At 68.2% G+C, this 23,627-nt stretch carries 24 protein-coding genes and 1 tRNA gene; 12 read left to right on the top strand and 13 right to left on the bottom strand.

From position 1 onward, the window contains the following. Window positions 1–3 precede the first annotated feature (3 nt). The 7 genes from DTQ71_RS10920 to DTQ71_RS10950 all read right to left on the bottom strand — a co-directional run bounded on the left by DTQ71_RS10920 (window position 4) and on the right by DTQ71_RS10950 (window position 8,369). Complete coding sequence (locus DTQ71_RS10920) at window positions 4–900, bottom strand: shikimate dehydrogenase family protein (protein WP_109564328.1); 897 nt, start codon at window positions 898–900, stop codon at window positions 4–6. Continuing rightward, entirely contained in the window at window positions 897–1,880 is a 984-nt protein-coding gene (locus DTQ71_RS10925; RefSeq protein WP_109564329.1) for a Gfo/Idh/MocA family protein, read from the bottom strand. The genes DTQ71_RS10920 and DTQ71_RS10925 overlap by 4 nt, the downstream gene beginning before the upstream one ends. Window positions 1,881–2,154: 274 nt before the next feature. Further along, window positions 2,155–3,657, bottom strand: coding sequence for a UxaA family hydrolase (locus DTQ71_RS10930; RefSeq protein WP_109564330.1), 1,503 nt, complete (start codon window positions 3,655–3,657; stop codon window positions 2,155–2,157). A gap of 4 nt (window positions 3,658–3,661) precedes the next feature. Further along, the gene (locus tag DTQ71_RS10935; RefSeq protein WP_109564331.1) at window positions 3,662–4,573 is read right to left on the bottom strand and encodes a phytanoyl-CoA dioxygenase family protein; all 912 of its coding nucleotides are present in this window, start codon (window positions 4,571–4,573) and stop codon (window positions 3,662–3,664) included. Window positions 4,574–4,613: 40 nt separating this feature from the next. After that, window positions 4,614–6,371 carry a TRAP transporter large permease gene (locus tag DTQ71_RS10940; RefSeq protein ID WP_109564332.1) on the bottom strand — a complete coding sequence of 586 codons (1,758 nt, stop codon included), beginning with the start codon at window positions 6,369–6,371 and terminating at the stop codon, window positions 4,614–4,616. A gap of 33 nt (window positions 6,372–6,404) precedes the next feature. Next, window positions 6,405–7,253: a TRAP transporter small permease subunit gene (locus DTQ71_RS10945; RefSeq protein ID WP_245947432.1), complete on the bottom strand. Its 849-nt coding sequence runs from the start codon at window positions 7,251–7,253 to the stop codon at window positions 6,405–6,407. Window positions 7,254–7,355: 102 nt separating this feature from the next. Next, a complete protein-coding gene (locus DTQ71_RS10950) occupies window positions 7,356–8,369 on the bottom strand; it encodes a TRAP transporter substrate-binding protein (RefSeq protein WP_109564333.1) in 1,014 nt (337 codons plus the stop codon). 168 nt (window positions 8,370–8,537) lie between these two features. Between DTQ71_RS10950 and DTQ71_RS23165 the strand changes: the two genes are divergently transcribed. After that, window positions 8,538–9,185 carry a GntR family transcriptional regulator gene (locus DTQ71_RS23165; RefSeq protein ID WP_170125400.1) on the top strand — a complete coding sequence of 216 codons (648 nt, stop codon included), beginning with the start codon at window positions 8,538–8,540 and terminating at the stop codon, window positions 9,183–9,185. 5 nt (window positions 9,186–9,190) lie between these two features. Here the strand turns inward: DTQ71_RS23165 and DTQ71_RS10965 are convergent, their stop codons facing one another. Then, window positions 9,191–10,048, bottom strand: coding sequence for an NAD(P)-dependent oxidoreductase (locus DTQ71_RS10965; protein ID WP_109564335.1), 858 nt, complete (start codon window positions 10,046–10,048; stop codon window positions 9,191–9,193). A 65-nt stretch (window positions 10,049–10,113) separates the two neighbouring features. Here DTQ71_RS10965 and DTQ71_RS10970 point away from each other — a divergent pair, with 65 nt between their 5' ends. The 5 genes from DTQ71_RS10970 (at window position 10,114) to DTQ71_RS10990 (ending at window position 15,004) form a co-directional block, all read left to right on the top strand. Then, entirely contained in the window at window positions 10,114–10,854 is a 741-nt protein-coding gene (locus DTQ71_RS10970) for an SDR family oxidoreductase (protein WP_109564336.1), read from the top strand. 13 nt (window positions 10,855–10,867) lie between these two features. Beyond that, window positions 10,868–11,341: a VOC family protein gene (locus tag DTQ71_RS10975; protein ID WP_109564337.1), complete on the top strand. Its 474-nt coding sequence runs from the start codon at window positions 10,868–10,870 to the stop codon at window positions 11,339–11,341. 12 nt (window positions 11,342–11,353) lie between these two features. Next, entirely contained in the window at window positions 11,354–13,129 is a 1,776-nt protein-coding gene (locus DTQ71_RS10980) for an IlvD/Edd family dehydratase (protein WP_109564338.1), read from the top strand. 77 nt (window positions 13,130–13,206) lie between these two features. Next, window positions 13,207–14,055, top strand: coding sequence for a fumarylacetoacetate hydrolase family protein (locus DTQ71_RS10985; RefSeq protein WP_109564339.1), 849 nt, complete (start codon window positions 13,207–13,209; stop codon window positions 14,053–14,055). Further along, window positions 14,048–15,004 (top strand): 2-hydroxyacid dehydrogenase, encoded by a 957-nt coding sequence (locus DTQ71_RS10990; RefSeq protein ID WP_109564340.1) that lies wholly within the window; start codon window positions 14,048–14,050, stop codon window positions 15,002–15,004. The genes DTQ71_RS10985 and DTQ71_RS10990 overlap by 8 nt, the downstream gene beginning before the upstream one ends. 108 nt (window positions 15,005–15,112) lie before the next feature. Here the strand turns inward: DTQ71_RS10990 and DTQ71_RS10995 are convergent, their stop codons facing one another. Together DTQ71_RS10995 and DTQ71_RS11000 are read right to left on the bottom strand one after the other, a co-directional pair. Continuing rightward, window positions 15,113–16,255: an acetoin utilization protein AcuC gene (locus DTQ71_RS10995; protein ID WP_109564341.1), complete on the bottom strand. Its 1,143-nt coding sequence runs from the start codon at window positions 16,253–16,255 to the stop codon at window positions 15,113–15,115. Next, on the bottom strand, window positions 16,252–16,752 hold the full coding sequence (locus tag DTQ71_RS11000; RefSeq protein ID WP_109564342.1) for a glutathione peroxidase: 501 nt from the start codon (window positions 16,750–16,752) through the stop codon (window positions 16,252–16,254). Before DTQ71_RS11000 ends, DTQ71_RS10995 begins: the two co-directional genes overlap by 4 nt. A 91-nt stretch (window positions 16,753–16,843) precedes the next feature. Between DTQ71_RS11000 and DTQ71_RS11005 the strand changes: the two genes are divergently transcribed. From DTQ71_RS11005 to modC, 5 genes are read left to right on the top strand one after another with little or no spacing between them, the layout of a single operon-like run. Next, on the top strand, window positions 16,844–17,251 hold the full coding sequence (locus tag DTQ71_RS11005) for a DUF1178 family protein (RefSeq protein ID WP_109564343.1): 408 nt from the start codon (window positions 16,844–16,846) through the stop codon (window positions 17,249–17,251). Next, complete coding sequence (locus DTQ71_RS11010) at window positions 17,251–17,874, top strand: SDR family NAD(P)-dependent oxidoreductase (protein WP_109564344.1); 624 nt, start codon at window positions 17,251–17,253, stop codon at window positions 17,872–17,874. Before DTQ71_RS11005 ends, DTQ71_RS11010 begins: the two co-directional genes overlap by 1 nt. After that, entirely contained in the window at window positions 17,852–18,610 is a 759-nt protein-coding gene (gene modA / locus DTQ71_RS11015; RefSeq protein ID WP_109564345.1) for a molybdate ABC transporter substrate-binding protein, read from the top strand. Before DTQ71_RS11010 ends, modA begins: the two co-directional genes overlap by 23 nt. Continuing rightward, window positions 18,607–19,299: a molybdate ABC transporter permease subunit gene (gene modB, locus DTQ71_RS11020; RefSeq protein ID WP_109564346.1), complete on the top strand. Its 693-nt coding sequence runs from the start codon at window positions 18,607–18,609 to the stop codon at window positions 19,297–19,299. The genes modA and modB overlap by 4 nt, the downstream gene beginning before the upstream one ends. Then, on the top strand, window positions 19,299–20,351 hold the full coding sequence (gene modC, locus DTQ71_RS11025) for a molybdenum ABC transporter ATP-binding protein (protein WP_109564347.1): 1,053 nt from the start codon (window positions 19,299–19,301) through the stop codon (window positions 20,349–20,351). Before modB ends, modC begins: the two co-directional genes overlap by 1 nt. 27 nt (window positions 20,352–20,378) lie before the next feature. Here modC and DTQ71_RS11030 read toward each other — a convergent pair whose 3' ends face one another. The 3 genes from DTQ71_RS11030 to lipB form a co-directional block, all read right to left on the bottom strand. Continuing rightward, window positions 20,379–20,843 carry a DUF2244 domain-containing protein gene (locus DTQ71_RS11030; RefSeq protein WP_245947434.1) on the bottom strand — a complete coding sequence of 155 codons (465 nt, stop codon included), beginning with the start codon at window positions 20,841–20,843 and terminating at the stop codon, window positions 20,379–20,381. Between the two features lie 63 nt (window positions 20,844–20,906). After that, a complete protein-coding gene (locus tag DTQ71_RS11035; RefSeq protein ID WP_109564349.1) occupies window positions 20,907–22,580 on the bottom strand; it encodes a cytochrome c oxidase subunit I in 1,674 nt (557 codons plus the stop codon). Between the two features lie 147 nt (window positions 22,581–22,727). After that, the gene (gene lipB / locus DTQ71_RS11040) at window positions 22,728–23,384 is read right to left on the bottom strand and encodes a lipoyl(octanoyl) transferase LipB (RefSeq protein ID WP_109564350.1); all 657 of its coding nucleotides are present in this window, start codon (window positions 23,382–23,384) and stop codon (window positions 22,728–22,730) included. A 108-nt stretch (window positions 23,385–23,492) separates the two neighbouring features. Between lipB and DTQ71_RS11045 the strand changes: the two genes are divergently transcribed. Further along, window positions 23,493–23,579, top strand: a tRNA-Leu gene (locus DTQ71_RS11045). Window positions 23,580–23,627 lie beyond the last annotated feature (48 nt).

Consider the following 23,627-nt stretch of genomic DNA (forward strand, 5'->3'; position numbering starts at 1 on the left):
GGGTTACTCCGGTTTCAGCGCGTCGAGCTTTGGCAGGGTGGTCGCCGGGTCCGGTCGGATGCCGGTATAGGCGGCGAAGCTCGCCATGGCCATGTAGCGGAACAGGTCGAAGCCAGTCATGACGGCAAGCCCGGCGGCGCGCGCGGTCCGCAGGAACGGGGTCTCGGTCGGCGTGTAGACCGCGTCGAACGCCCAGGACTGGCCGCCGATCCAGTCCGCCGGGAAGGCGCTGCCGGTATCGGGCGCCATGCCGCGCGGCGTGCAGTTGACGAGGCCGTCGGCGGCGCGGGTCACCGCCTGCGCCGCGTCGGCGGCGACCGCGCGCGCGCCCGTCCGTGCGGCGAGCTCGGTGGCTGCGTCCGGGTTTAGATCCCAGACGGAGACCTCCGTGGCGCCCAGGGTGATCAGCGCGGGCACGATCGCCCGGGCGACGCCGCCCGCGCCTGCGACGGCGACACGACCGGGAGGGCGTTCGAGGATCGCGGGCCAGGCGGCGAGAAAGCCCGCATGGTCGGTGTTATGCCCCGTCACGGGGTGGAAGGTCAGCGTGTTGGACGCGCCGAGACCTTGCGCCTCGGGAACCATGGCCGCGCCGGCCCAGGCGGCGGCATGGGTCTTCCACGGATGGGTGACGGTGACGCCGGTCCAGCCCTCGGCCATCAGCCGCGCGACGGTCGCGTCGAAATCGAAGGAGGGATCGTCGGCCGTGTCGATCGGCGTGAACTCCAGACGGCCGCCATGGTCCTCGGCCATGATCGCCAGCGCCAGGGCCAGGCGGGAGCGGCCGATATTCTCGCCGATCAGACCGCAGCGCAGGGGGGTGAGGGCAGAGGGGGGCTCTGCCCCCCGCGCCTCTGGCGCCCCCCCGGAGTATTTCTGGCCAGAAGAAGGGGCGGTCATTGCGCTGTCTCTTCGATGCGGAGAATGACCTCCAGGGTGCGGCGGGCAGAGGCGGCATCGACCAGCGGGAGGGCGCGGCCCGCGATCACGTTTGCGAAATGCTCCAACTGGCGGATCAGGGGGACGCCGTCCTCCACCTCCGTCTCGGCGGACGTCGGCGCCTCGCTCCAATCGGCGGCCCCGGACCAGAGGCGCAGGCTGGGGAACTCCACCGCCCCGGCCGTGCCCGCGATGCGCAGGCAGTCTTGCCCGCTGGGCGGGATATGCGGATTCTCCCCGGTCCCGGCCTCGAAACTCCAGGGGGAGGCGGTCGTGTCCGCGTAGGTCAGCGTCGCTGTCACCCCGCTCTCGAAGCGCAGGACGGCGCCGCCCGACTCGGGCCGCGCGGCACCGCGCACCGCGTTGGAGGCGAGGCCCACGACCGCCGTCACCTCGCCAAAGAGCCAGCGCAGCAGGTCCACGTCATGGATCAGGTTCTGCTTGATCGGCGCCCCGTCCATCCCGGCCCGCCACTCCACGTCGAAATAGGCGTCCGGCTTCTTCATCAGCCAGAGCAGCGAGGCCGCGACCGGCTGGCCCAGGATACCGGAGGCGACGATCTTTTTCAGCTTGGCCACGCGGGGGTGATGGCGGCGGTGATGGCCGACCAGGATGTGACGCCCGGCGGCGCGCGCGGCCTCGATCATGCTGTCGGCCGCCGCGAGCGTATCGGCGACGGGTTTCTCGACCAGCACGTGCCAGCCGCGCTGGACGGCGGCGATGGACAGGGGCGCGTGGCTGGCGGTGGGCGTGGCGAGAACGATGCCGTCGGCTGCGACATCGACCTCGTCGATGGTGGCGAAGCCGGGCGCGGTGGGATGGGCGCGGCGCGCCGGATCGGGGTCGACGATTCCCGCCAGGGTCAGGGCGGGATGCGCCTCGATATGGGCGAGGTGGCGCGCGCCGATCAGCCCCGTTCCGGCGAGCAGGAGGCGGGTCATTGCCCCCTCCGGAGCAGGTCACGCGGCCGGCGCGCCGGTCCTCGGGCCCAGTCGGCTTCGCCCCGTCGCCGATGCGGTCCTTTCCCGGTGACCGCGCGCCCGTGCGCCCCGGCGCTCCCCCGCCGAAGGCGATAGGGACCGGCGCCGCAACTCGATACGTCCTCGCCGGGGGCGTCCCCCGCCAGCGGGAAGGGATCGGTCCCCCGGTCGAGCGGACCTCCGTGCACTACCACGCCCGAGCCGTTTCGGGATGTCGCCGCACCGTCCCGATGGCTCACATCACGGCCCCGATCTGCCACGGCACGAATTCGTAATCGCCCAGGCCCTGCGCCTCGGACTTGGTCGCCTCGCCCGAGGCCACGCGTAGGAACATCTCGTAGATCTCGCGGCCCTTGCTCTCGACCGTGGACTCGCCCGACAGGATATCGCCCGCGTTGACGTCCATGTCCTCCGGCATGCGGGTGAAGAGGGCGGTGTTGGTCGCCACCTTGATCGTCGGCGCGGGCTTCGAGCCGAAGGCGGAGCCGCGCCCCGTGGTGAAGCAGACGAGATTGCATCCGCCCGCGATCTGCCCCGTGACCGAGGCGGGGTCATAGCCGGGGCTGTCCATGAAGGTGAAGCCCTTGGCCCGCACCGGCTCCGCGTACTTGTAGACCCCAGTGAGCGGCGTCGTGCCCCCTTTGGCGGCGGCCCCCAGCGACTTCTCCAGGATGGTCGTCAGCCCGCCCTTCTTGTTGCCGGGCGAGGGATTGTTGTCCATCGAGCCCTTGTTGCGCGCGGTGTAATCCTCCCACCACTCGATCAGCCCGACCAGCCGGTCGCCCACGGCGCGGTCGGCGGCACGGCGGGTGAGCAGGTGTTCGGCGCCGTAGATCTCGGGCGTCTCGGCCAGCACCCCGGTCCCGCCCTGCGCCACCAGCAGGTCGCAGGCATAGCCCAGCGCCGGGTTCGCGGTGACGCCGGACCACGCATCCGAGCCGCCGCATTGCAGCGCCACCGTTAGTTCGGAGGCGGGGCAGGGGGTGCGGGTCGCCTCGTTGGCGATTGGCAGCATCGCGCGGATCTTTTCGACTCCCTTCTCGACGGTCCGGCGCAGGCCCGCGACGTTCTGGATGTTCATCACCTGGAAGGTCGGGCCCTGCTCCAGCCCATAGGCCTCCAGCAGCCAGTCGATCTGGTTCATCTCGCAGCCGAGGCCCACCATTAGCACGGCGGCATGGTTCGGGTGGCGCGCATAGCCCCACATAACGCGCTGCAACGCCTCGAACCCGTCCCCGTCCCCGGCCATGCCGCAGCCGGTCCCGTGGACATAGGCGACGACGCCATCGACATTCGGATAGGCGGCCAGTTCCTCCGGGCCGAAGCTGTCGGCGATACGCCGCGCGGCCGTGGCCGAGCAGTTCACGGAGGTGACCACGGCGATGTAGTTGCGCGTCCCCACCGCGCCGTTCGCGCGCCGGTAGCCCTGGAACGTGTCGCCGGTCGCCGGCGTCACGGGGCGCAGGTCGGTGCCGAACTCGTAATCGTGCTCGGTGGCGCGGAAGGCGAGGTTGTGGGTGTGGACATGCGCCCCGGGCGCGATGTCCTCGGAGGCATAGCCGATGATCTGCCCGAACTTGCGGACGGGCGCGCCCTTGGCCACGGCGCGCGTCGCGATCTTGTGGCCGGACGGGATCAGCGCAGTGGTGCGCACCCCCTCAACATCAATCCCGGCCTCCAGGGCGCGGGTGGCGACGACGACGTCGTCTTCGGCGGAAAGGCGGATGGTGAGGCTCATGGGGTCACGCGCAATTGGGGCTGTCAGAGGTCCAGCGGTGGATCGGGATGTGCGGAACTTGCGCGCAGGCGGCGCGGGCGTCCAGCCACATCTCGCGCACCGCGCGCCAGTCGGGGGCTGGGCCGGGACGGACGGGGAAGCTCGGGAAATGGGCGCGGCCCGTGGGCTGGCCCGTGTGCTGGTAGCGCAGGTCGAAGGACCAGCGGAAGCCGTCGGTGCGGTTGTCGAGCGCCGCATGGGGCACCATCGGGTGCAGCAGCACGACGCCGCCCGCGCGCACCGGCAGCGGCTCGGCGCGGGCCGGAGTCAGGTAGCCGGACGGGATCGCGGTCTGATCCAGCGGGCAATGGGGCAGCATCGCCTGCGGGCCATCGAAGGGCTGGGCGATCAGGCAACCATTCTCGGGCGTCGCGTCGGTCATGGCGACCCAGACGGTGACGATGTCGGTTGCGTCGGCCTCGGCATGGGCGACGGCGCGGTCCTGATGCCAGGCGGTGACGGTGGTATGGACGGGCGCGTCCGCGGCCACCGTCTCGGAGGGCGGCTTGATCCGCAGGTGCTGGATCGGGTTCGATGTGATCCGGGGGCCGACGATGGCCTCCGCGAGATCGAGCAGGGCCTCGTTGCAGATCAGGTCGTGGACGGCGGGACCGTAATGGAACGGCGTGTCCGCTTCGATGCGCGAGCCGGGCAGGGTGATGTCCAGCGGTTGGAACCAGTCATGGCCGGCCAGATGCACCGCGCGCAGCGTCTCCAGGAAATTGCCGCGCCAGCCCAGGCCCAGCCCCTCGGCCATCTCCCGGATCAGCGCGGCATATTCCGATTCGACCGCGTCCCTGACCACCGCCGGGACGATGTCTTCCACCACCAGGCATCCCCGGCGGTGGAACTCCTCGATCTGGGTCGCGCTCAACATCGGCGTCTCCGTAGGGTGGGCATCACCATGCCCACCACCCCTAATCCAGCAGGATTTCCACGATGGGCGGCCAGATCAGCAGCACCGAGAGCGCGAGCAACTGGATGCAGATGAACGGCAGGAAGCCCCGGAAGATGTCCGTCAGGGAGATATGCGGCGGGCAGACCGACTTCAGATAGAAGGCGGCGGGACCGAAGGGCGGGCTGAGGAAGCTCACCTGCATGTTCATACAGAAGAGCACCCCGAACCAGACCGCGAGGTTCTTCGGCTCGACATGGCCCAGCAGTCCGATCTCCTCGATGGGAAGGCGCTGCACGATGGGCAGGAAGACCGGGATGATCAGCAGCACGATCCCGACCCAGTCCATGAAGGCGCCCATGAACAGCAGGATCAGCATCATCACCAGCAAGATGCCCATCGTGGGCAGGTCGGCGGAGGTGATGAGGTTGGCCACATAGGTCGGCCCGCCGGCGATCGTGTAGGCGCCGGCCAGCGCCGTCGCGCCGATGGTCACCCAGATGATCGTGCCGGTCGATTTCAGCGTCCGCATCAGCGAATCCCAGACCAGCTCGACCGAGGCCTCGCCGCGGAAGACCGAGATCACGAAGACCGCGACCACGCCCATCCCCGCGGCCTCGGTGATGCCCGAGATGCCGCCATAGATCGACCCCATGACGACCCCGATCACGACGATGGGCGCGACGAGGCCCTTGCCCATGTTCCACCCGGTCTTGGCCCGGTGCGGCTTGAACAGGAAGAAGATGAGCGCCAGGGCCACGGCGGCGACGGCGCCGAGGACATAGACGTGATGCGGCTGGCCCAGGGCGATCGGGTCCACGTTCTCGATCACGACGTTCTGGCCCGTCACCGTGAAGAACAGCGCCCGGAGGAACAGCGCGGTCGCAAAGCCGGCCACGAGAATGGTCAGGAACGCCCCGAAGAGCAGCGCCTTCTCCCGACCTTGGGGCTGCGCGTGCAAATCCGCCAGTTCGGCTTCGGCTGCGGCCAGCTCGGCCTGCGCCTTTTCGACCTCCGCCGGACCGCCCTGCGGCGCGGCTTTCAACTGCGCGATGGTTTGTTCCGCGCGCGCCTTTCGCGCCGACAGGCTGTCCTGGGGCAGGGGGGCGAGGGCTGGGTTCATCTGCGTGCGGATGATGATGTAGATGATGATGAACGAGGCCAGCATGAAGCCCGGCACGAAGGCCGCCGTGAACAGCGCCTTGATCGAGGTCTCGGTGATCAGGCCGAAGATGATCAGGACGATCGAGGGCGGGATCATCGTGCCCAGCGAGCCACTCGCGCAGATCGTGCCGATGGCGAGGTTTTGATCATAGCCTAGGCGCAGCATCTGCGGCAGCGCGATGAGGCCCAGCAGGACGACCTCGCCGCCGATGATGCCGGACATGGCCGCCATGATGACCGCCATGATCGAAGTGACGATGGCGATCCCGCCCCGCGTCCGGTTCAGCCAGACATTGAGCGAGGAATACATGTCCTTGGCGATGCCGGAGCGCTCAAGCAGGGCCGCCATGAAGATGAAGAGCGGGATCGAGATCAGGACGTAATCGGTGAGCAGGCCGTATATGCGCTGCGCCAGGATGTTCAGCGGGCCCGAGCCGAAGCGCCCGGTCAGGATTCCTTCGCCGAATTCCCATGGCGCGGTCAGCAACGCCGGCTCGAACCGCATCACCAGCACCAGGACCGCGAGGATGGCCGAGGCCATGCCCAGCGGCATCCCGATGGCCAGCAACAGCATGAGGCCTATCAACAGGACCAGCGAGATCGTTCCGACGTCCATTATGTCCCCCCTTTGTCGCCTGTCCGGCGCTCTTTAGTTTTCGCCGACCTGGCGGCGCAGCCGCTCCAGCTCGTCCTGGTCGATATCGTCGGCGGCCGTGTGGATCACGGGCTCGGCGTTCCAATCCCGGATCAGGTTCGCGACGGCCTGGATCGCGACGAGGATCACGATGAACAGAAGCATCGGTTTGAGCGTCGCCGGGATCGGCGGATCGAACGCGGTGCCGAAGGTTTCCCAGCGCAGGAACTTGTCCCGCGCCTCGCCCCAGCCGCCGTAGAAAAGCGCGAAGGCGAACACCACGATCAGCAGGGTGGAGAAGGTGTCGCAGCACCGCTGAAGCCAGCGCGGCATCACGTCATAGAGCAGGAAAATGCGGATATGGCTCCGCTGCTGCATCGAATAGAGCCCGGCGAGCATGAAGATGAAACCGGCAAGCCAGAGCGACATCTCGTTGGCCCAAAGCGTCGGGCGCTCGAACACGTAGCGAAGCACGACCTCGTAGACCATGACCGTGACCAGCACGACAATCAGCAGCATGGTCACCCGCCCGACGAAGACCGAGACCCGGTCGAAGAGCCCCCAATCCTCCCATTCGGAGGGGGCGCGGCGCACCGTCTTGACGCCGAGCACCAGGAACAGGATGGATCCCGCGACCGCCACCCAGTCCAGCACCATGATCTCGCCGTATCTGCGGGCGAGCGCATCGACGGCGGGGCCGGCTTCCCGGAAGACCATCAGGAAGGCAGGCATGTTCCAGACGACCCAGGCGAAGCAGGCTGTGAAGGCCATCGGAAAGACGACCTCAAGCGCTCCGGGCTTGTAGACCTCGGGGGCGTCGCCGGTCGTCTCGACCGGGGTGGGGGATGTGCGCTTACTGGACATAGGGGCGGCTCCCTTTCGGATCGCGCGGCCGCGCGAACAATACCCGCGCGTCTTCCGCGCGGGCAAAGGCGCGGCCCCGGGGGCCGCGCGGTGTGCCTCAACTCACTCGGAGACGAGGCCGAGCTGGGTCAGATACGCCATGTGGGAAGCCACCAGCGCTTCCGCCTCGGGCGTCGTCGCGAATTCCGGCCAGGTGGCCTGCGCGGCGGCGCGGAACGTGGCCAGATCCTCGGGCGACCACTGCGACAGGGTCACGCCCTGCTCGCGCAGCATGGCGGCGGCCTCGGCGTTCTTCTTCTCGAAGGTCAGCGCGGTGCGCAGCGCCAGGCTCTCCATCGCGGTCGACATGATCGCGCGGTGATGTTCCGGCATGCTGTCCCAGACGGCCTTGTTGCAAGCCAAGTGGTCCGACGGCATCGAGTGGAAGCCCGGGAAGTTGGCGAATTTCGCGATGTCGTAAAGACCCAGACCGACGTTGTTGGACAGGCCCGAGGCGTCGGCACCGTCGATGATGCCGGTCTCCAGCGCGGTGAAGATCTCGGTGAAGTCCATCACGATGGGCGTCGCGCCCAGCTTTTCGAAGATCTTGGTCTCCATGCCCGGGGGCGAGCGGAATTTCCAATCCTTCAGATCTTCGACGCCGGCGATCGGCTTGGTCGAGGCAAAGCTCTCCTGGCCGTAGACCCACCAGCCGATCAGCTGCATGTCATAGGCGTTGTAGAGCTCCTGCGCGTCCTCGAGGCCGCCACCGTAATACAGCCAGCTCAGCTGCTGATAGGGCGTGTCGTAGCCGCCCATGATGTCGCCGACGAACTGGAACGCGGGGTTCTTGCCGGTCTGGTAGGCGCCGCCCGTCATGTCGCAGTCCAGGATGCCGGTGGCCGCCGCGTCGAAGGTCTCGACCGACTTCACCACCGAAGAGCTGAAGAACGGCTCGATCGTGATTTCGCCATTCGACATGGTCTCGACCTTGTCGAAAAACTCTTGGGCGAGGCGGCCCGACTCCGTCTCAGGAGCGTAATGCGTCTGGATGCGGAGCGTGGTCGTTTGCGCCATCGCGGCGCCGGCAATAGCAGTGGTCGCCGCGGCAACAGCCGCGATCGTAAGCGTCTTCATGGATGTCCTCCCGTTATCTCTGGCCCCGGCAACACCCGAAACGGGCCTCCTGTCACCAGGGCGTGGGGGGACGTTAGCGAGGATTCGGCGTCACGCAAACGGAAAATGAAAATTCGTGGACAAAGGCTCATTTCCCAGAATATCAAAATTCCCGGGGGAGGACCCGATTTGCCAGAAGGCCGCGTCGGCACGCCCGACATCTATGCCGATCTTCAGCGCCGGTTGCTGACCAACGGGTTCGCGCCGGGTGGTCGATTGATGCCGTCAACGCTCAGCCAGGAATATGGCTGTTCCGCCAATACGGTGCGCGACGTGCTGTTGCAGCTGTCGCAGGTCGGACTTGTGGACTTCGCCATCCAGCGGGGGTTCCGCGCGCGCCAGGTGTCGCGCGCGCGGCTGGCGGATATCGCGCGATTCCGAACCATCCTGGAGCAGGAGGGCGCCGTCCGCTCCCAGGCGGCCGGCGGGCTTCCGTGGGAGGCGCGCCTGACCGCCGCGCATCACTCGCTGCGCCATATCGAAAGCCAGATCGCACGCGCCCCCGCCGCCGCGCCCTTTCTGGACCTGTGGTCGGATGCGGAGCACGATTTCCACGAGACGCTGATCTCGGAATGCCGCCTGCCGCCGCTGATCGAGACGTTCAACGCCGTCTATCTCCAATTCCGCCAGCAGATGACCGGGGTGACCGAGACCTTCTCGCCCGGCTATTTCCACCCGATCATCGACGAGCATCAGGCCATTCTGGACGCCGCGCTTTCGGGCGATTCCGGGGCGCTCCGGGCGGCCATCGCCGCCCATCTGGAGCGCCACCTGTGACCCGCTCAAAGCCCGTTGCGCGCCCGAAGCTCCAGGAACAGGGCGGAGTGATCCCAGTCCCCGCCCGCCATCTCGTCGCGGACCACCTTGAAGCGGTCATTGATGGCGCGCACCGTGGGCAGTTCCAGCCCGAGCCCGTCCGCCTCCGCCAGTACGTTGTCCAAGTCCTTGATCTGGAACTTGGTCAGGCCCCCAGGTTCGAAATTCCGCTCGGTCATGCGCTGCCCGTGCTGTTGCAGGATGGTGCTGTCGGCGAATCCTCCCTTGAGCGCGTCGCGCACCGCCGCCGGGTCGGCGCCGCCCTGTTCGAGCAGCAGCATCGCCTCGGCCACCGCGCCGATGGTGCAGGCGACGATCGCCTGGTTGGCGAGCTTGGAGAGCTGCCCCGCGCCGATGGGACCAACGTGAACGGCGCGCCCCAAGTCATTGAGAACGCTTTCGACAGCGGCAAAGGCCTTGGCATCTCCGCCCGCCATGATGGCCAGCGTCCCGGCCTCGGCGCCCTTTGTTCCGCCCGAAACCGGCGCGTCGACATAGCCGATTCCCCGTTCCGCGAAGCGGGCCGCGTGGGCGCGCGCCTCCTCCGGCTTGATCGAGCCCATCTCGACCCAGATCGCGCCGGGGGCGAAGGCGTCCATGGCCTGAACCTGCACTGCGTCCGAGGCCGGCCCATCCGACAGCATCGAGATGACGACCGCCGCGCCCGCAACGGCTTCGGCCGGCGTGTCGGCCACGGCGGCGCCCAACCCCTCGGCCTTGGCGCGCGAGCGGTTCCAGACCGTCAGGTCATGCCCTGCCGCCACGAGGTTCCGCGCCATCGGCGCCCCCATCAATCCTGTCCCCAGCAGTGCAACCTTGGCCATCCGCGCCTCCCTGTTTGCGCTCACAACTGAAACGGCATAGCCCCAATGACAACCAAGGAGTTCCCATGACCGACCGCCTCAAAGGCAAGCGCGCCCTGATCACCGCCGCCGGGCAAGGGATCGGCCGCGCCACCGCCGAGATGTTCATCGCCGAGGGCGCGGAGCTCGTCGCCACGGATCTGAACGCCGACCTGCTCGACGGGCTGGACTGCGAAACCGCCGCGCTTGACGTGAGGAATGACGCGCAAGTCCGAGAAATTATTGATCGGGTGCGCCCCACGGTCCTGTTCAACTGCGCGGGTTTCGTCCATCACGGCACCGCCCTGGACGCGAGTGACGACGACTGGGCCTTCGGCTTCGACCTCAACGTCCACGCCATGTTCCGCACGATCCGCGCCGCGCTGCCCCATATGCTGGCGGCCGGGGGCGGCTCGATCATCAACATGTCCTCGGCCTGTTCCTCGGTGATCGGCGCGCCGAACCGCTTCGTCTACGGCACGACCAAAGCGGCGGTGATCGGGCTGACCAAGTCCGTCGCGGTGGATTACATCAAGCAGGGCATCCGCTGTAACGCGATCTGCCCCGGCACGGTCGAGAGCCCGTCCTGGCACGACCGAGTCAAGGCGCTGGGCGAGGAGATGGGCAGCTACGACAAGGCGTTGGAGGCCTTCGTCTCGCGCCAGCCCATGGGCCGCGTCGCCACCGCCAAGGAGATCGCCGCGCTCGTCACCTATCTCGCCTCCGACGAAAGCGCCTTCACCACCGGCCACCCGCATATCATCGACGGCGGCTGGTCCGGCCAATGACCCGGGGGGTGCGATGACCTATACCGCCCCCGCCGGGACCGGCGTCGGACATGTTCATCTGCGGGTCGGCGACCTGGACCGTGCGGTCGCGTTCTACCGCGACGTGATGGGGTTCGAGGAGCAGGCCAGGATGGACGGCGCGGCGTTCCTCGGCGCGGGCGGCTATCACCATCATATCGGCCTCAACACCTGGGACAGCGCCGGCGGGCCGCCGCCGCGCGGGCATAGCGGCCTGTTCCACGCCGCCTTTCTCTACCCGACGCTGGACGACCTGAAGACCGCCGCGCGCCGGGTGCGCGACGCGGGCGTCCCGATCTACGGCCATGCCGATCACGGCGTCTCCGTGGCGCTCTATTTCGACGATCCCGATGGCAATGGGGTCGAAATCTACTGGGACAAGCCCCGGGACGAGTGGCCACGGGACGCGGAAGGCAACCTGATCCTCTCCAACGACCGCTTCGACCTGGATACCTTTCTTTCCGACTGACTGGACCGACCGATGACCAAGCTCCGCTCTCGCAAGTGGTTCGACAACCCCGACAATCGCGAGATGACCGCGCTCTATCTGGAGCGTTACCTGAACTATGGCCTGACCCGCGAAGAGTTGCAGGGCGACAAGCCGATCATCGCCATCGCGCAGACCGGCAGCGATCTGAGCCCCTGCAACCGGCACCATCTGGAGCTGGAGAAGCGGGTCCGCGACGGGATCATTGCGGCGGGCGGGCTGCCTCTGCAAGTCCCGGTCCATCCCATTCAAGAGACAGGCAAACGGCCCACCGCGTCGCTGGACCGCAACCTCGCCTATCTCAGCCTCACCGAGACGCTCTACGGCTATCCGCTGGATGGCGTGGTGCTGATGATCGGCTGCGACAAGACCACGCCCGCGCTGCTCATGGCGGCCGCGACGATCAACATCCCCGCCATCGCGCTCAGCGTCGGGCCGATGCTGAACGGCTGGTTCAAGGGCCAGCGCACCGGCTCCGGCACGATCGTCTGGAAGGCGCGCGAGATGCACGCGGCGGGCGAGATCGACGATGCGGGCTTCATGGAGATCGTGGCCTCGTCGACGCCCTCGGTCGGCTATTGCAACACGATGGGCACGGCGACGACGATGAACTCGCTGGCCGAGGCTTTGGGCATGCAGCTGCCCGGTTCCGCCGCGATTCCCGCACCCTACCGCCAGCGCGGCCATATCAGCTACCAGACCGGCCTGCGGATCGTGGAGATGGTGCGCGAGGACCTGAAGCCCTCCGACATCATGACGCGCGAGGCGTTCGAGAACGCCATCGTGGTCAACTCCGCCATCGGCGGCTCCACCAACGCGCCGATCCACCTCAACGCCATCGCCCGGCATATGGGCGTGCCGCTCGACAATGACGACTGGCAGCGGCTGGGCTATCACATCCCGCTGCTGACCAACATGCAGCCGGCCGGGGAGTATCTGGGCGAGGATTACTTCCACGCGGGCGGGGTGCCGGCCGTGATCGGGCAGCTGCTCGAGGCCGGCCTTTTCCCGCATCCCGACGCAGGGACCGTCAATGGCAAGACGATGCGCGAGAATTGCGGCGGCCTCTCGTCGGAGCTGCCGGACGTCATCAAACCGGTCGATGCACCGATGGTCGCGGCGGCGGGCTTCCTCAACCTCAAGGGCAACCTCTTCGACAGCGCGATCATGAAGACCTCCGTGATCTCCAAGGAGTTCCGCGACCGCTATCTGTCGAACCCCGACGATCCGGACGCCTTCGAGGGGCGCGCCATCGTTTTCGACGGGCCTGAGGATTTCCACGTGAAGATCGACGATGAAACCCTTGAGATCGATGAGAATTGTATTCTCATCATGCGCGGGGCCGGGCCGATCGGCTATCCCGGCGCGGCCGAGGTCGTGAACATGCGCCCGCCGGCCTATCTGCTCAAGAAGGGCATCCACGCGCTGCCTTGCATCGGCGACGGGCGGCAATCGGGCACCTCCGGCTCTCCCTCCATTCTGAATGCGTCGCCCGAGGCGGCGGCGGGGGGCGGCCTGGCCCTGGTGCGCACCGGCGACCGCCTGCGCATCGACCTGCGGAAGGGAACCGCCGACATGCTAGTCGACGAGGCCGAACTGGCCGAGCGCCGCCGCACCCTGCCGTCCGCGCCCTTCACCCCCGAGAGCCAGACGCCGTGGCAGGAGATCTTCCGCGAGCGGGTCGAGCCCCTCTCCAAGGGCATGACGCTGCGCGGTGCGGATGCCTATCGCGACGTGGCCGGCCGGGGCCTGCCGCGCGACAACCACTGACTGCAAACGTAGGGCGGGGATTTCCCCGCCCCCACCGAACAGGCGGGGCGACCCCCGCCCTACCAGGGAGACCACCTATGAAGCTCGTCCGCTTCGGCGCGCCGGGGGCCGAGAAGCCCGGCATGATCGACCATAACGGCGACCTCCGCGATCTCAGCGAAGAGGTCGCCGACATCGCCCATGAGGTGCTCAGCGACACAAGCCTCGACATCCTGCGCAAGCTCGACCCGATGAGCCTGCCCAAGGTTGAAGGCCCTGTGCGCTTCGGCCCCTGCGTCGGCGGGATCGGCAAGTTCCTCTGCATCGGACTCAACTATTCCGACCACGCCGCCGAGACCGGCGCGGCGATCCCCGAGCATCCGATCCTCTTCCACAAGGCGCTCTCCGCCGTGGTCGGCCCCGATGACGACGTGGTCATGCCCCGCGGGTCGACCCATACCGACTGGGAAGTGGAACTTGGCGTCGTGATCGGCACCAAGGGCAAGTACATCTCGGAGGCCGACGCGCTGAACCACGTCGCCGGCTACTGCATCGTCAACGACGTCTCCGAGCGGCATTTCCAGACCCAGCTGTCGGGCACCTGGACCAAGGGCAAGTCCTGCGACACGTTCGGGCCTACCGGCCCCTGGCTTGTCACTCGCGACGAGGTGCCGGACCCGCAGAATCTCGCCATGTCGCTCGACGTCAACGGGACGCGGATGCAGACCGGGAACACCTCGACGATGATCTTCACCGTCGCCCAATGCATCGCCCATCTGTCCGAACTGATGACCCTCTATCCGGGCGACGTGATTTCCACCGGCACGCCTCCGGGCGTGGGCATGGGCATGAAGCCCGAGCCGAAATACCTCAAGGTTGGCGACGTGATGGAGTTGGAAATCGAGGGGCTCGGCCGCCAGCGGCAGGAGGTCCGTCAGGATGCCTAAGACCAAGCTCCTCCAGATCGGTGAGATCACCGACCGAATGCGCGACGCCCTGACGGACGTGTTCGAGATCGACATCCTGTTCGACCAGGAAGACCGGGCCGCATTCCTGTCCGCCCATGGCGCCGATTATCCGGCCATCCTCACCAACGGCCATTGGGGCGTGCCCGAGGATGTCGCCGCCGCGACGTCCAATCTCAAGGTCGTGTCCAGCTACGGCGTGGGCTATGACGCCATCGACGCCGACGGCTTCGCCGAGCGCGGCGTGCTCATCGCGCATACGCCCGGCGTCCTGTCGGACGAGGTGGCCAACACCTTCCTGATGCTCTGGCTCGCCGTCAGCCGGGAACTGATCCCGGCCGACGCATATGCGCGGTCCGGCCGGTGGGAGAAAGAGGGGAACTACCCGCTCACCCGCTCCGTGATGAAGCGCCGGGTTGGCATTCTCGGTCTGGGCCGGATCGGCGAGACGATCGCGGCGCGCTGCGCCGCGTTCGACGCCGAGATCCACTACCACTCTCGGTCCAAGAAGCAGGTGCCCTACACCTATCACGACAGCGCGGAGAAGCTGGCCGAGGCGGTGGAGGTGCTGGTCGCCATTACGCCCGGCGGGCCGGAGACCAGGCACATGGTGAATGCCGACGTCCTCAAGGCGCTCGGCCCCGATGGCCTGTTCTTCAACGTCGCCCGCGGCTCCGTCGTGGACGAGGCGGCGCTGGTCAAGGCGCTGCAGGACGGCACCATCGCCGGCGCGGGGCTGGACGTCTTCGAACAGGAGCCCAAGATCCCCGACGCGCTCAAGGAGATGACCAACGTGGTTCTCCTCCCCCATGTCGCCTCCGCCACCCACGAGACGCGGCAGGCAATGGGCGATCTGGTGGTTGAGAACCTGCGCACCTGGCTGGAGGACGGCAGCGTCGTCACCCCTGTCCCGGAATGCGCCCACCTTTAACCTCCCGTTAACCCGCCTCCGGTTTGCGCCGCCGCCCCCCTCATCTTGCTTCAAATACCTCGGGGGGGCGGCCCGAAGGCCGCGGGGGGCAGAGCCCCCCTCCGCCGCTTACACCACGCGCCGCGCGCCGGGCATGGCTCCGATCCGCGCCGCGAGCCGGCCCACACGATCCGTGACCTCGGCCCGCACGGGGCCGGGGCGCGGCGGGTCCGCCAGTTCCGTGAACAAGCCTTCGCGGGGGTTCCGCCCGCGGGAATTGCCCTCGAAGGGGATTGCGCGCAGCACCGCTTCCGCGGCGGCGGGCAAGCGATCGGGGATCTCCTGGCCCGAGCAGATCGCCCAGTTTCCGGCCCAGAGCCGGCCGACCGACCAGGGATTGTAGCCGCCGCCGCCCAGCACCAGAACCCGGGGCGCCATCCCGAGAAGGGCGCGGAGGACGGCCCAATGGGCGTTGTTCGACAGGGTCAGCCGCGAGAGCGGGTCCTCCTCCACCGCGTCGGCCCCGCATTGCAGGACGATGGCATCGGGCGCGAAGCGGGCGACCGCCGGCAGGATCAGGCGGTCGCGGGCAAGGGCGAATTCCGTGTCGTTGAGCGCGCGGGGCAGGGGCAGGTTGAAGACCTGACCGACCCCAGCGTCCTCCAGCGCGCCGGTGAAGGGCCAGCGGCGTTCTTCGTGGGTCGAGATCAGAAGCGTGTCGGGATCGTCGGCGAAGGCATGCTCCACCCCGTCCATGTGATGGGCGTCGATATCGATATAGGCGATCCGGGCCGCGCCGTTGCGGCGGAGGCTCAGAATGCCGAGCACGGCATCGTTCAGATAGCAGAAACCGGACGCGCGGTCGGGCATCCCGTGATGGGTGCCGCCTCCCGGATTGTGGATCACGCCGCCCTTGGCCAGAAGCTCCCCCGCGAGCAGCGAGGCGCCCGCGCCGGTGGCGGGGCGGCGATACATCTCGGGAAAGACCGGGTTCGAGGCGGTGCCCAGGCCATGACGGTCGCGGGTCGCGTCATCGACCGTGCCGGTCTCTTCCGCTCTTTGCAGCGCGGCGACATAGCCGGGGGTGTGCCAGGCCGTGAGCGCCGCTGGCTTGGCGCGCGGCGAGGTGCGGAACCGCTCCGGCGGCAGCCATCCCAGTGCGCGGCACAGATCCATCACCGTCGACACCCGAGGCACGCGCAGCGGGTGCCACCGCCCATAGGAGGAGCCGCGATAGATCTCCGATCCGAGAAAGAGCGGGCCCGGGCTCACTCCGGCAGCACGGCCTCGATCGCGCGCAGAAGCCGCGGCGCATCGGGCCGCGTGGCCGCGCCTTCGAAGGCGACCAGATCGCCTTCGGTATCGAGCAACGCCTTGTTGAAGTTCCAGCGCGGCACCGCGCCCTGTTCGGCAAGCCAGCGATAGAAGGGATGCGCGTCCGGGCCGCGCAGCGGCGTGATGGTGGTCAGCGGCAGGGTGAGCCCGTAATTGACCTCGCAGAACTCCGCCACGTCCTCCTCGGAGCCCAGCTCCTGCCGGAAGGTATTCGAGGGCACGCCGATCACGGTCAGTCCGCGCGGCCCGTATTCCTCATGCAGGCGTTGAAGCCCCGCATATTGATCCGTGAAGCCGCAGAGCGATGCGGTGTTCACCACGAGCACCGCGCGTCCGCGCAGGTCGTCGAGGTCGATGAGTCCGCCCTCCAGAGCTTCAAACTGAAAGGCCTGGGCGGGGAGGGCGAAGAGAAGAGGAGCGATCCATTTCAACATGCAGCGGCAGATAGAAGCCTCGGCGTTGCGTTCAAGCCGATTGCGCTTGGGGGCGAAGCGCCTAGATACTGTTGAGACGAAAGGAGGCGTGATGATCCGTTACGCGCTGCGCTGCAAGGACGGCCATGAATTCGAGAGCTGGTTCGCCTCGGCGGACGCCTATGACGCGCTGGCGGCAAAGGGCATGGTCTCCTGCGCGGTCTGCGGTGTCGCCGATGTGTCGAAAGCGTTGATGGCGCCCAAGGTCGCGCCGCGCTCCCAGCCCGAGGGGCCAAGCCCCGACGAGGTCGCCAAACGGATCGCCGAGATCCGCCGCAAGGTCGAAGCGGAGGCCACCTATGTCGGCCCCCGCTTCGCCGCCGAAGCGCGCGCGATCCACGAGGCGGGCGAATCGCGGGCGATCTATGGCGAGGCGAAGCCGGACGAGGCCCGCGCCCTGATCGAGGACGGCATCCCCGTCGCGCCCTTGCCCTTCCTGCCCAAAGCCAAGGCAAACTGATGCGGGCTCTCGTGACCGGTGGGTCGCGCGGCATCGGCGCGGCGCTGGTGGCCGAGGGCCGGGCGCGCGGGCATGACGTGACCGGGACGGCGCGGGACGGCGCGATGGGTCTCGACGTGACGGACGCGGCGGCGCAGGCGCGGCTGGCGGCGGCCACGGGGCCGCTCGACCTGCTGGTGTGCAATGCGGGGATCTATGTGGATCGCGAGGCGGATATCCGCACGATCACGCCCGAGCAGCTTGCCGACAGCTTTGCCGTGAACGTCACCGGCGTGGTGCTGACCGTGCAGGCGCAACTGCCCAACCTGTCGCGGGGCGGGCGAATCGCCGTGATCTCCTCGCAGATGGGGTCCTCCGAAAAGCGCGGTGCGGCGGGCCTAGCCTATCGCGCCTCGAAGGCGGCGGCGATCAACCTCGCGCTGAACCTCGCCGAAGCGCTGCGCCCCGAAGGCATCGCCGTCGGCGTCTACCATCCCGGTTGGGTTCGGACCGATATGGGCGGCGGCTCGGCCGCGATCTCACCCGAGGACGCGGCCCGGGGCCTCTGGGATCGGTTCGAGACGCTCACTCTGGAGACGACCGGCAGATTCGAGACCTGGGATGGCCGCGCGCATCCGATCTGAGCTTTCGCGCCGGACTGTGCTTGGCACTGGGCTCGGCCTTGCGCTGACCACGCCGCTCGCGGCCCAGGAGCCGCTCGTGGTTCTGGCTGCCGCGTCGCTGAAACCCGCTTTGGACGAGGTCGCGGAGTCCTTCCCGCAGTCGGTCGCGCTGTCCTATGGCGGCAGCGGCACGATCGCGCGGCAGGCCGCCCGGGGCGCGCCGGCGGACGCGGTGCTTCTGGCGGCGACGGATTGGATGGACTGGCTCGCCGGGCAGGGGGTGCTGGATGGCGACCCGATCCCGCTGGCGGGCAACCGGCTGATCCTGGCCGCGCCGCCCGGCGCCGCGCCACTGCCGCTGACCGCCGAGGCCATCGACGCCCGGCTCGAAGGGGGGCGCTTCGCCATGGGCGATCCGCTTTCGGTCCCGGCGGGGCGATACGGGCAGCAGGCGTTGGAGACGCTGGGCCTTTGGGCCCATCTTCGCGGGCGGGCGATCCTGGCGGAGAATGTGCGCGCCGCTTTGGCCTATGTGGCGCGGGGCGACGTGGCGCTTGGCCTAGTCTATGGCTCGGACGCCGTGGGGACCGGCGTGGTGGATGTCGCGCAGTTCCCGCCCGACACGCATAGCCCCATCGTCTATCCCGGCGCGCTGCTGCGCGGCGCTCGGCCCGGAGCGCGCGGCTTTCTGGAGGCGGTGGCCGGGTCCGGCCCGGTTTTCGCCCGCCACGGCTTCGCGCCCCGGCCCGCCGCGTGATCGCGCTGCCGCCCGAAGCCTGGGACGCGCTGGCGCTGTCGCTCCGTGTCTCGCTGGTGGCGACGGTCGCGGCCTTGCCGCCGGCGCTGTGGGTGGCGCATCTGCTGGCGCGGGGGCGGTTCCGGGGGCGGTGGCTGCTGGACGCGGCGGTGCATCTGCCACTGGTCCTGCCGCCGGTGGTGACGGGCTACGCGCTGCTGCTGCTGTTCTCGCGCTCCGGGCCACTGGGCGCGGTGTTGGAGCCGCTGGGCCTGGGTCTGGCGTTCCGCTGGACTGGCGCGGCGCTAGCCGCCGGGATCATGGCCTTCCCGCTGATCGTGCGCGCCATCCGTCTCGCTATCGAGGCGGTCGATCCCAAGCTGGAGGAGGCGGCGGCGACGCTGGGCGCTTCGCGCTGGAAGGTCTGGCGCACCGTGACGCTGCCGCTGATCGCGCCGGGGCTCCTGGCCGGGGCCACGCTGGGTTTCGCCAAGGCCTTCGGGGAGTTCGGGGCGACGATCACCTTTGTCGCCTCGATCCCGGGGGAGACGCGGACCCTGCCCTCGGCGATCTATGCCTTCCTGCAAGTGCCGGGCGCGGAGCCCGCCCTGGCCGGGCTCGTGGCCATCGCCGTCGCCGTGGCGGTGGGCGCCGTGCTTGTGTCCAACTGGCTGGCGCCGAAGGTCGCGGCGCGGATCGCGGGGCGCTGATGCTCGATGTCGACATCACGCGGAGGGCGGGGGCGTTCACGCTCGACGTGACGCTGGCTGCCTCATCCGGCGTCACCGCCGTCTTCGGCCCGTCCGGGGCGGGCAAGACGACGCTGGCACGCTGCATCGCGGGGCTGGAGCGGCCCGATTCGGGACGAGTCGCGCTGGGCGGAGAGGTGATGTTCGGCCCGGATCGGGATCTGCCGCCCCATCTCCGCGGAATCGGCTATGTCTTTCAGGAGCCCCGGCTCTTCCCGCATCTCGATGTCACCGCGAACCTTCTCTACGGCGCGCGGCCTGGTACCGATCCGGGGCCGGTGGCTGAAATGCTCGATATCGGCCCGCTGCTCGGGCGGCGGCCCGGCGGCCTGTCCGGGGGAGAGGCGGCCCGGGTGGCGATCGGCCGCGCGCTGCTGCGGTCGCCGCGTCTGCTGATCCTGGACGAGCCCTTGGCCAGCCTGGATCGGCGGCGGCGGGCGGCGATCCTGCCCTATCTCGAACGGCTTCGGGATAGCGGCACGCCGATCCTCTACATCTCCCACGCGATCGAGGAGGTCGCCCGGCTGGCGACGACCTTGGTGCTCTTGCAGGACGGGCGCGTCGCGGCCTCTGGATCGGTGGGCGACCTCCTGTCCGACCCGGATGTGGCGGCGCGGCTGGGGCCCGATCAGGCCGGGGCGCTGATCGAAGGGCGCATCACGGCGCAGGAGGGCGGGCTTGCGACGGTGGAGACGCCGCTGGGGCAGCTGGAGGTCGCCGGGGTCGATGGGCCGCCGGGCGGGCGTGTCCGTGTCCGCATCCGGGCCGAGGACGTGATCGTCGCGCGGATGCGGCCCGAGGGGCTGTCGGCGCGCAACGTGCTGCCCTGCCGGATCGCCACGCTGCGCGCCGGGCAGGGGCCGGGCGTCATGCTGCGGCTTGAGGCGGGTGATGGGCGCCTGCTGGCGCGGCTCACGCGCCGCTCGGTCGAAGAGATGGGCCTCGCCGAGGGCCAGACGGTCTGGGCCGTGGTCAAGACCAGCGGTGTCGCGCGCATGGATGTGGGACGCTAGGGACCCCTGGGCGAGGTCCCCGGGGCCTCACCTACGGAGTTTCACCGCCCCTATCGCGTTCAGCAGCCGCCGTTCCAGCCCCCGCCGTTCCTCGGGCGTGAGAAAGGATCCGATTTCGACCGAGCGGGAGCCGCCCTCCAGCGTCAGATAATCTTCGATCGAGCCCACCTTGTCGTGCCGCTCGACTCGCATCCAGAACGGGTTCGCCTCCCAGTCGCGCGTGGAGCCGTCCGGATCCCGCCGGGTCAGGCGAGCGCTCTCGGCGGTCAGTTCGAATCGCTCCAGGATGTCACGGTCCCTCCAGGAGCGTTGGAGCCCATACCAGAGCGCGCCGAGCACCAGCAGCATGAAGGGCAGAACCCCCCACAGCACCGCCGTTCCGATCAATCCGACCAGCGGAACCATCAGCATGGCGAAGGTTCCGCCGATCATGATGACGAACCCTTTCGGTGTCAGCGATTGGTGCGGCCAGAGTTCGAGCTCCAAGAGCAAAGAGGCCCCGGACTGTGCCGGGGCCTCCCTGTCGCTCTGGTCCGTGATGACACGGATCGGCATTTAGTGTCCCGGCTGCTTGTCCCACATCTCGCGGGTCGGCAGCTGCTCGAAGGTGTGCTCCGGCGGCGGGTTGGGCAGGGTCCACTCCAGGGTGTCCGCATGCTCGCCCCAGTAGGCTTCGTCGGTCACGCGCTTGCCCGCGAAGATCGTGTAGAAGACGATCCCGATGAAGAAGAGGAACGAGGCGAAGGACAGGAACGCACCCCAGCTCGACACCGCGTTCCAGAGCGCGAAGGCGTCCGGATAGTCGATGTAGCGGCGCGGCATGCCCTGACGGCCCAGGAAGTGCTGCGGGAAGAAGGTCAGGTTGGCGCCGATGAAGAACGCCCAGAAGTGAACCTGACCGGCCCATTCCGGATACTGGCGGCCCGACATCTTGCCGATCCAATAGTAGACCCCGGCGAAGATCCCGAACACCGCGCCCAGCGACATCACGTAGTGGAAGTGCGCCACGACGTAGTAGGTGTCGTGATAGGCCCGGTCGATGCCCGCTTGGGACAGGACGATGCCGGTCACGCCGCCGACGGTGAACAGGAAGATGAAGCCGATCGCGAAGAGCATGGGCGTCTTGAAGGTGATCGACCCGCCCCACATCGTCGCGATCCAGGAGAAGATCTTCACGCCGGTCGGCACCGCGATGATCATCGTCGCGACCATGAAGTAGGCCTGCTGCGTCAGCGACATCCCAACGGTGTACATGTGGTGCGCCCAGACGACGAAGCCCAAGCCCCCGATCGCCACCATGGCGTAGACCATCGGCAGGTAGCCGAAGATCGGCTTCTTGGAGAAGGTCGAGACGATGTGGCTGATGATGCCGAAGGCCGGCAGGATCACGATGTAGACCTCGGGATGGCCGAAGAACCACAGGATGTGCTGGTAGAGCACCGGGTCGCCGCCGCCCGCCGGGTCGAAGAAGGTCGTCCCGAAGTTGCGGTCCGTCAGCAGCATGGTGATGGCGCCGGCCAGAACGGGCAGGGCCAGGAGAATCAGCCACGCGGTCACGAAGATCGACCAGGCGAAGAGCGGCACCTTGTGCAGGGTCATCCCCGGCGCGCGCATGTTCAGGAAGGTCGTGATGATGTTGATCGCGCCCAGGATCGACGAGGCGCCCGAGACGTGCACCGCGAAAATCGCGATATCGGTCGAGAAACCCTGCTCGGTGGTCGAGAGCGGCGGGTAGAGAACCCAGCCGATGCCCGAGCCCGTCTGCCCGTTGCCACCCGGCACGAAGACCGACAGCACGGCCAGCGAGGTGCCCGCGGTGAACAGCCAGAAGCTGAGGTTGTTGAGACGCGGGAACGCCATGTCCGGCGCGCCGATATGCAGCGGCATGAAGTAGTTGCCAAAGCCGCCGAACAGCGCGGGGATGACCACGAAGAACATCATCAGGATGCCGTGGCCGGTAATCAGCACGTTCCAGAGATGGCCGTTCGGGGTGCATTCCCCAGCGGCGGCGGCGGTCAGGCGCGCGCCTTCCAGGCACATGTACTGAACGCCCGGATCCATGAGCTCCATGCGCATGTACACGGTGAAGGCCACCGAGATGAACCCGGCGAGGCCAGAGACCCAGAGATAGAGGATCCCGATATCCTTATGGTTCGTGGACATGAACCACCGCGTGAAGAAGCCAGGCTTCTCGTGGTGATCGTGCCCCGAAATGGCGGCGTCTGCCATTTGGTCGCTCCCGAGTAGTGATCGTCTGCGGGCGCGGGGTCCACCCCCGCGCCGGTGTCTGTCCGGACGCTTCCTAGCCCCGTCGCGCGCGCGGGGCAACGCGGCAACCGGACCCATGGGGACGAAAAATCGACGCAGCGGCGGCGATCAGGCCTCGGTGGTGATCCAGGGGCAGGTGCGTTGCAGTGCCGAATCTAGGTCTTCCATCGTCACCGGCAGACCCAGATCGACCAGCGAGGTCACGCCGTGCCCGCTGATCCCGCAGGGGACGATTCCGTCGAAATGGCTCAGGTCCGGTTCGACGTTGATCGAGATGCCGTGGAAGCTTACCCAGCGCCGCAGCCGGATGCCGATAGCGGCGATCTTGTCCTCGCGCGGGGTTCCGTCGGGCAGGGGGGGCTTGTCGGGCCGCGCGATCCAGACGCCGACTCGGCCCGGGCGAATCTCGCCGGTCAGGCCGAACTCGGCCAGGGCGGCGATGACCCAATGCTCCAGCGTCTCGACGAAGGCGCGGACATCGCGGCCCCGTGCGCCCACGTCCAGCATGCAGTAGACGACGCGCTGCCCCGGCCCGTGATAGGTATATTGCCCGCCGCGCCGGGCCTCGAAGACGGGAAAGCGGTCCGGCTCCCGCAGGTCGGCCGGATCGGCCGAGGTGCCGGCGGTATAGAGCGGCGGATGCTCCAGCAGCCACAGCGCCTCGCGCGCGGTGCCGTCGAGGATGCTCGCCACACGCGCTTCCATCTCCGCCAGAGCGGTCGGGTAAGGAACGGGTGCGTCGGAGGTGATCCAGTCGGGCGCCATACGCGCTGGATACGCCGCGTTCGGCATGCCGGCAACGGGAAGCCACGTCCCGCGAAAAACCCCTTTCCATTCCCGCGGCACGAGGCTACACCCCGCCTCGCTCACGATGCGGTCGTGGCGGAATTGGTAGACGCGCAGCGTTGAGGTCGCTGTGGGGTAACTCCCGTGGAAGTTCGAGTCTTCTCGACCGCACCAGAGCTTGACGGCGCCGCCCCTTGGGGCGGCGCTTTCGTTTTGGGCCCG

The organism is Jannaschia seohaensis (assembly GCF_900116765.1).
In the GTDB taxonomy this organism is placed as follows: domain Bacteria; phylum Pseudomonadota; class Alphaproteobacteria; order Rhodobacterales; family Rhodobacteraceae; genus Jannaschia; species Jannaschia seohaensis.

Bases quoted from the DNA above. Each gene is read 5' to 3' on its own strand.
- DTQ71_RS10920 (WP_109564328.1), bottom strand. From the start codon at position 900: ATGACCGCCCCTTCTTCTGGCCAGAAATACTCCGGGGGGGCGCCAGAG.
- DTQ71_RS10925 (WP_109564329.1), bottom strand. From the start codon at position 1,880: ATGACCCGCCTCCTGCTCGCCGGAACGGGGCTGATCGGCGCGCGCCAC.
- DTQ71_RS10930 (WP_109564330.1), bottom strand. From the start codon at position 3,657: ATGAGCCTCACCATCCGCCTTTCCGCCGAAGACGACGTCGTCGTCGCC.
- DTQ71_RS10935 (WP_109564331.1), bottom strand. From the start codon at position 4,573: ATGTTGAGCGCGACCCAGATCGAGGAGTTCCACCGCCGGGGATGCCTG.
- DTQ71_RS10940 (WP_109564332.1), bottom strand. From the start codon at position 6,371: ATGGACGTCGGAACGATCTCGCTGGTCCTGTTGATAGGCCTCATGCTG.
- DTQ71_RS10945 (WP_245947432.1), bottom strand. From the start codon at position 7,253: ATGTCCAGTAAGCGCACATCCCCCACCCCGGTCGAGACGACCGGCGAC.
- DTQ71_RS10950 (WP_109564333.1), bottom strand. From the start codon at position 8,369: ATGAAGACGCTTACGATCGCGGCTGTTGCCGCGGCGACCACTGCTATT.
- DTQ71_RS10965 (WP_109564335.1), bottom strand. From the start codon at position 10,048: ATGGCCAAGGTTGCACTGCTGGGGACAGGATTGATGGGGGCGCCGATG.
- DTQ71_RS10970 (WP_109564336.1), top strand. From the start codon at position 10,114: ATGACCGACCGCCTCAAAGGCAAGCGCGCCCTGATCACCGCCGCCGGG.
- DTQ71_RS10975 (WP_109564337.1), top strand. From the start codon at position 10,868: ATGACCTATACCGCCCCCGCCGGGACCGGCGTCGGACATGTTCATCTG.
- DTQ71_RS10980 (WP_109564338.1), top strand. From the start codon at position 11,354: ATGACCAAGCTCCGCTCTCGCAAGTGGTTCGACAACCCCGACAATCGC.
- DTQ71_RS10985 (WP_109564339.1), top strand. From the start codon at position 13,207: ATGAAGCTCGTCCGCTTCGGCGCGCCGGGGGCCGAGAAGCCCGGCATG.
- DTQ71_RS10990 (WP_109564340.1), top strand. From the start codon at position 14,048: ATGCCTAAGACCAAGCTCCTCCAGATCGGTGAGATCACCGACCGAATG.
- DTQ71_RS11000 (WP_109564342.1), bottom strand. From the start codon at position 16,752: ATGTTGAAATGGATCGCTCCTCTTCTCTTCGCCCTCCCCGCCCAGGCC.
- DTQ71_RS11005 (WP_109564343.1), top strand. From the start codon at position 16,844: ATGATCCGTTACGCGCTGCGCTGCAAGGACGGCCATGAATTCGAGAGC.
- DTQ71_RS11010 (WP_109564344.1), top strand. From the start codon at position 17,251: ATGCGGGCTCTCGTGACCGGTGGGTCGCGCGGCATCGGCGCGGCGCTG.
- modA (WP_109564345.1), top strand. From the start codon at position 17,852: ATGGCCGCGCGCATCCGATCTGAGCTTTCGCGCCGGACTGTGCTTGGC.
- modC (WP_109564347.1), top strand. From the start codon at position 19,299: ATGCTCGATGTCGACATCACGCGGAGGGCGGGGGCGTTCACGCTCGAC.
- DTQ71_RS11035 (WP_109564349.1), bottom strand. From the start codon at position 22,580: ATGGCAGACGCCGCCATTTCGGGGCACGATCACCACGAGAAGCCTGGC.
- lipB (WP_109564350.1), bottom strand. From the start codon at position 23,384: ATGGCGCCCGACTGGATCACCTCCGACGCACCCGTTCCTTACCCGACC.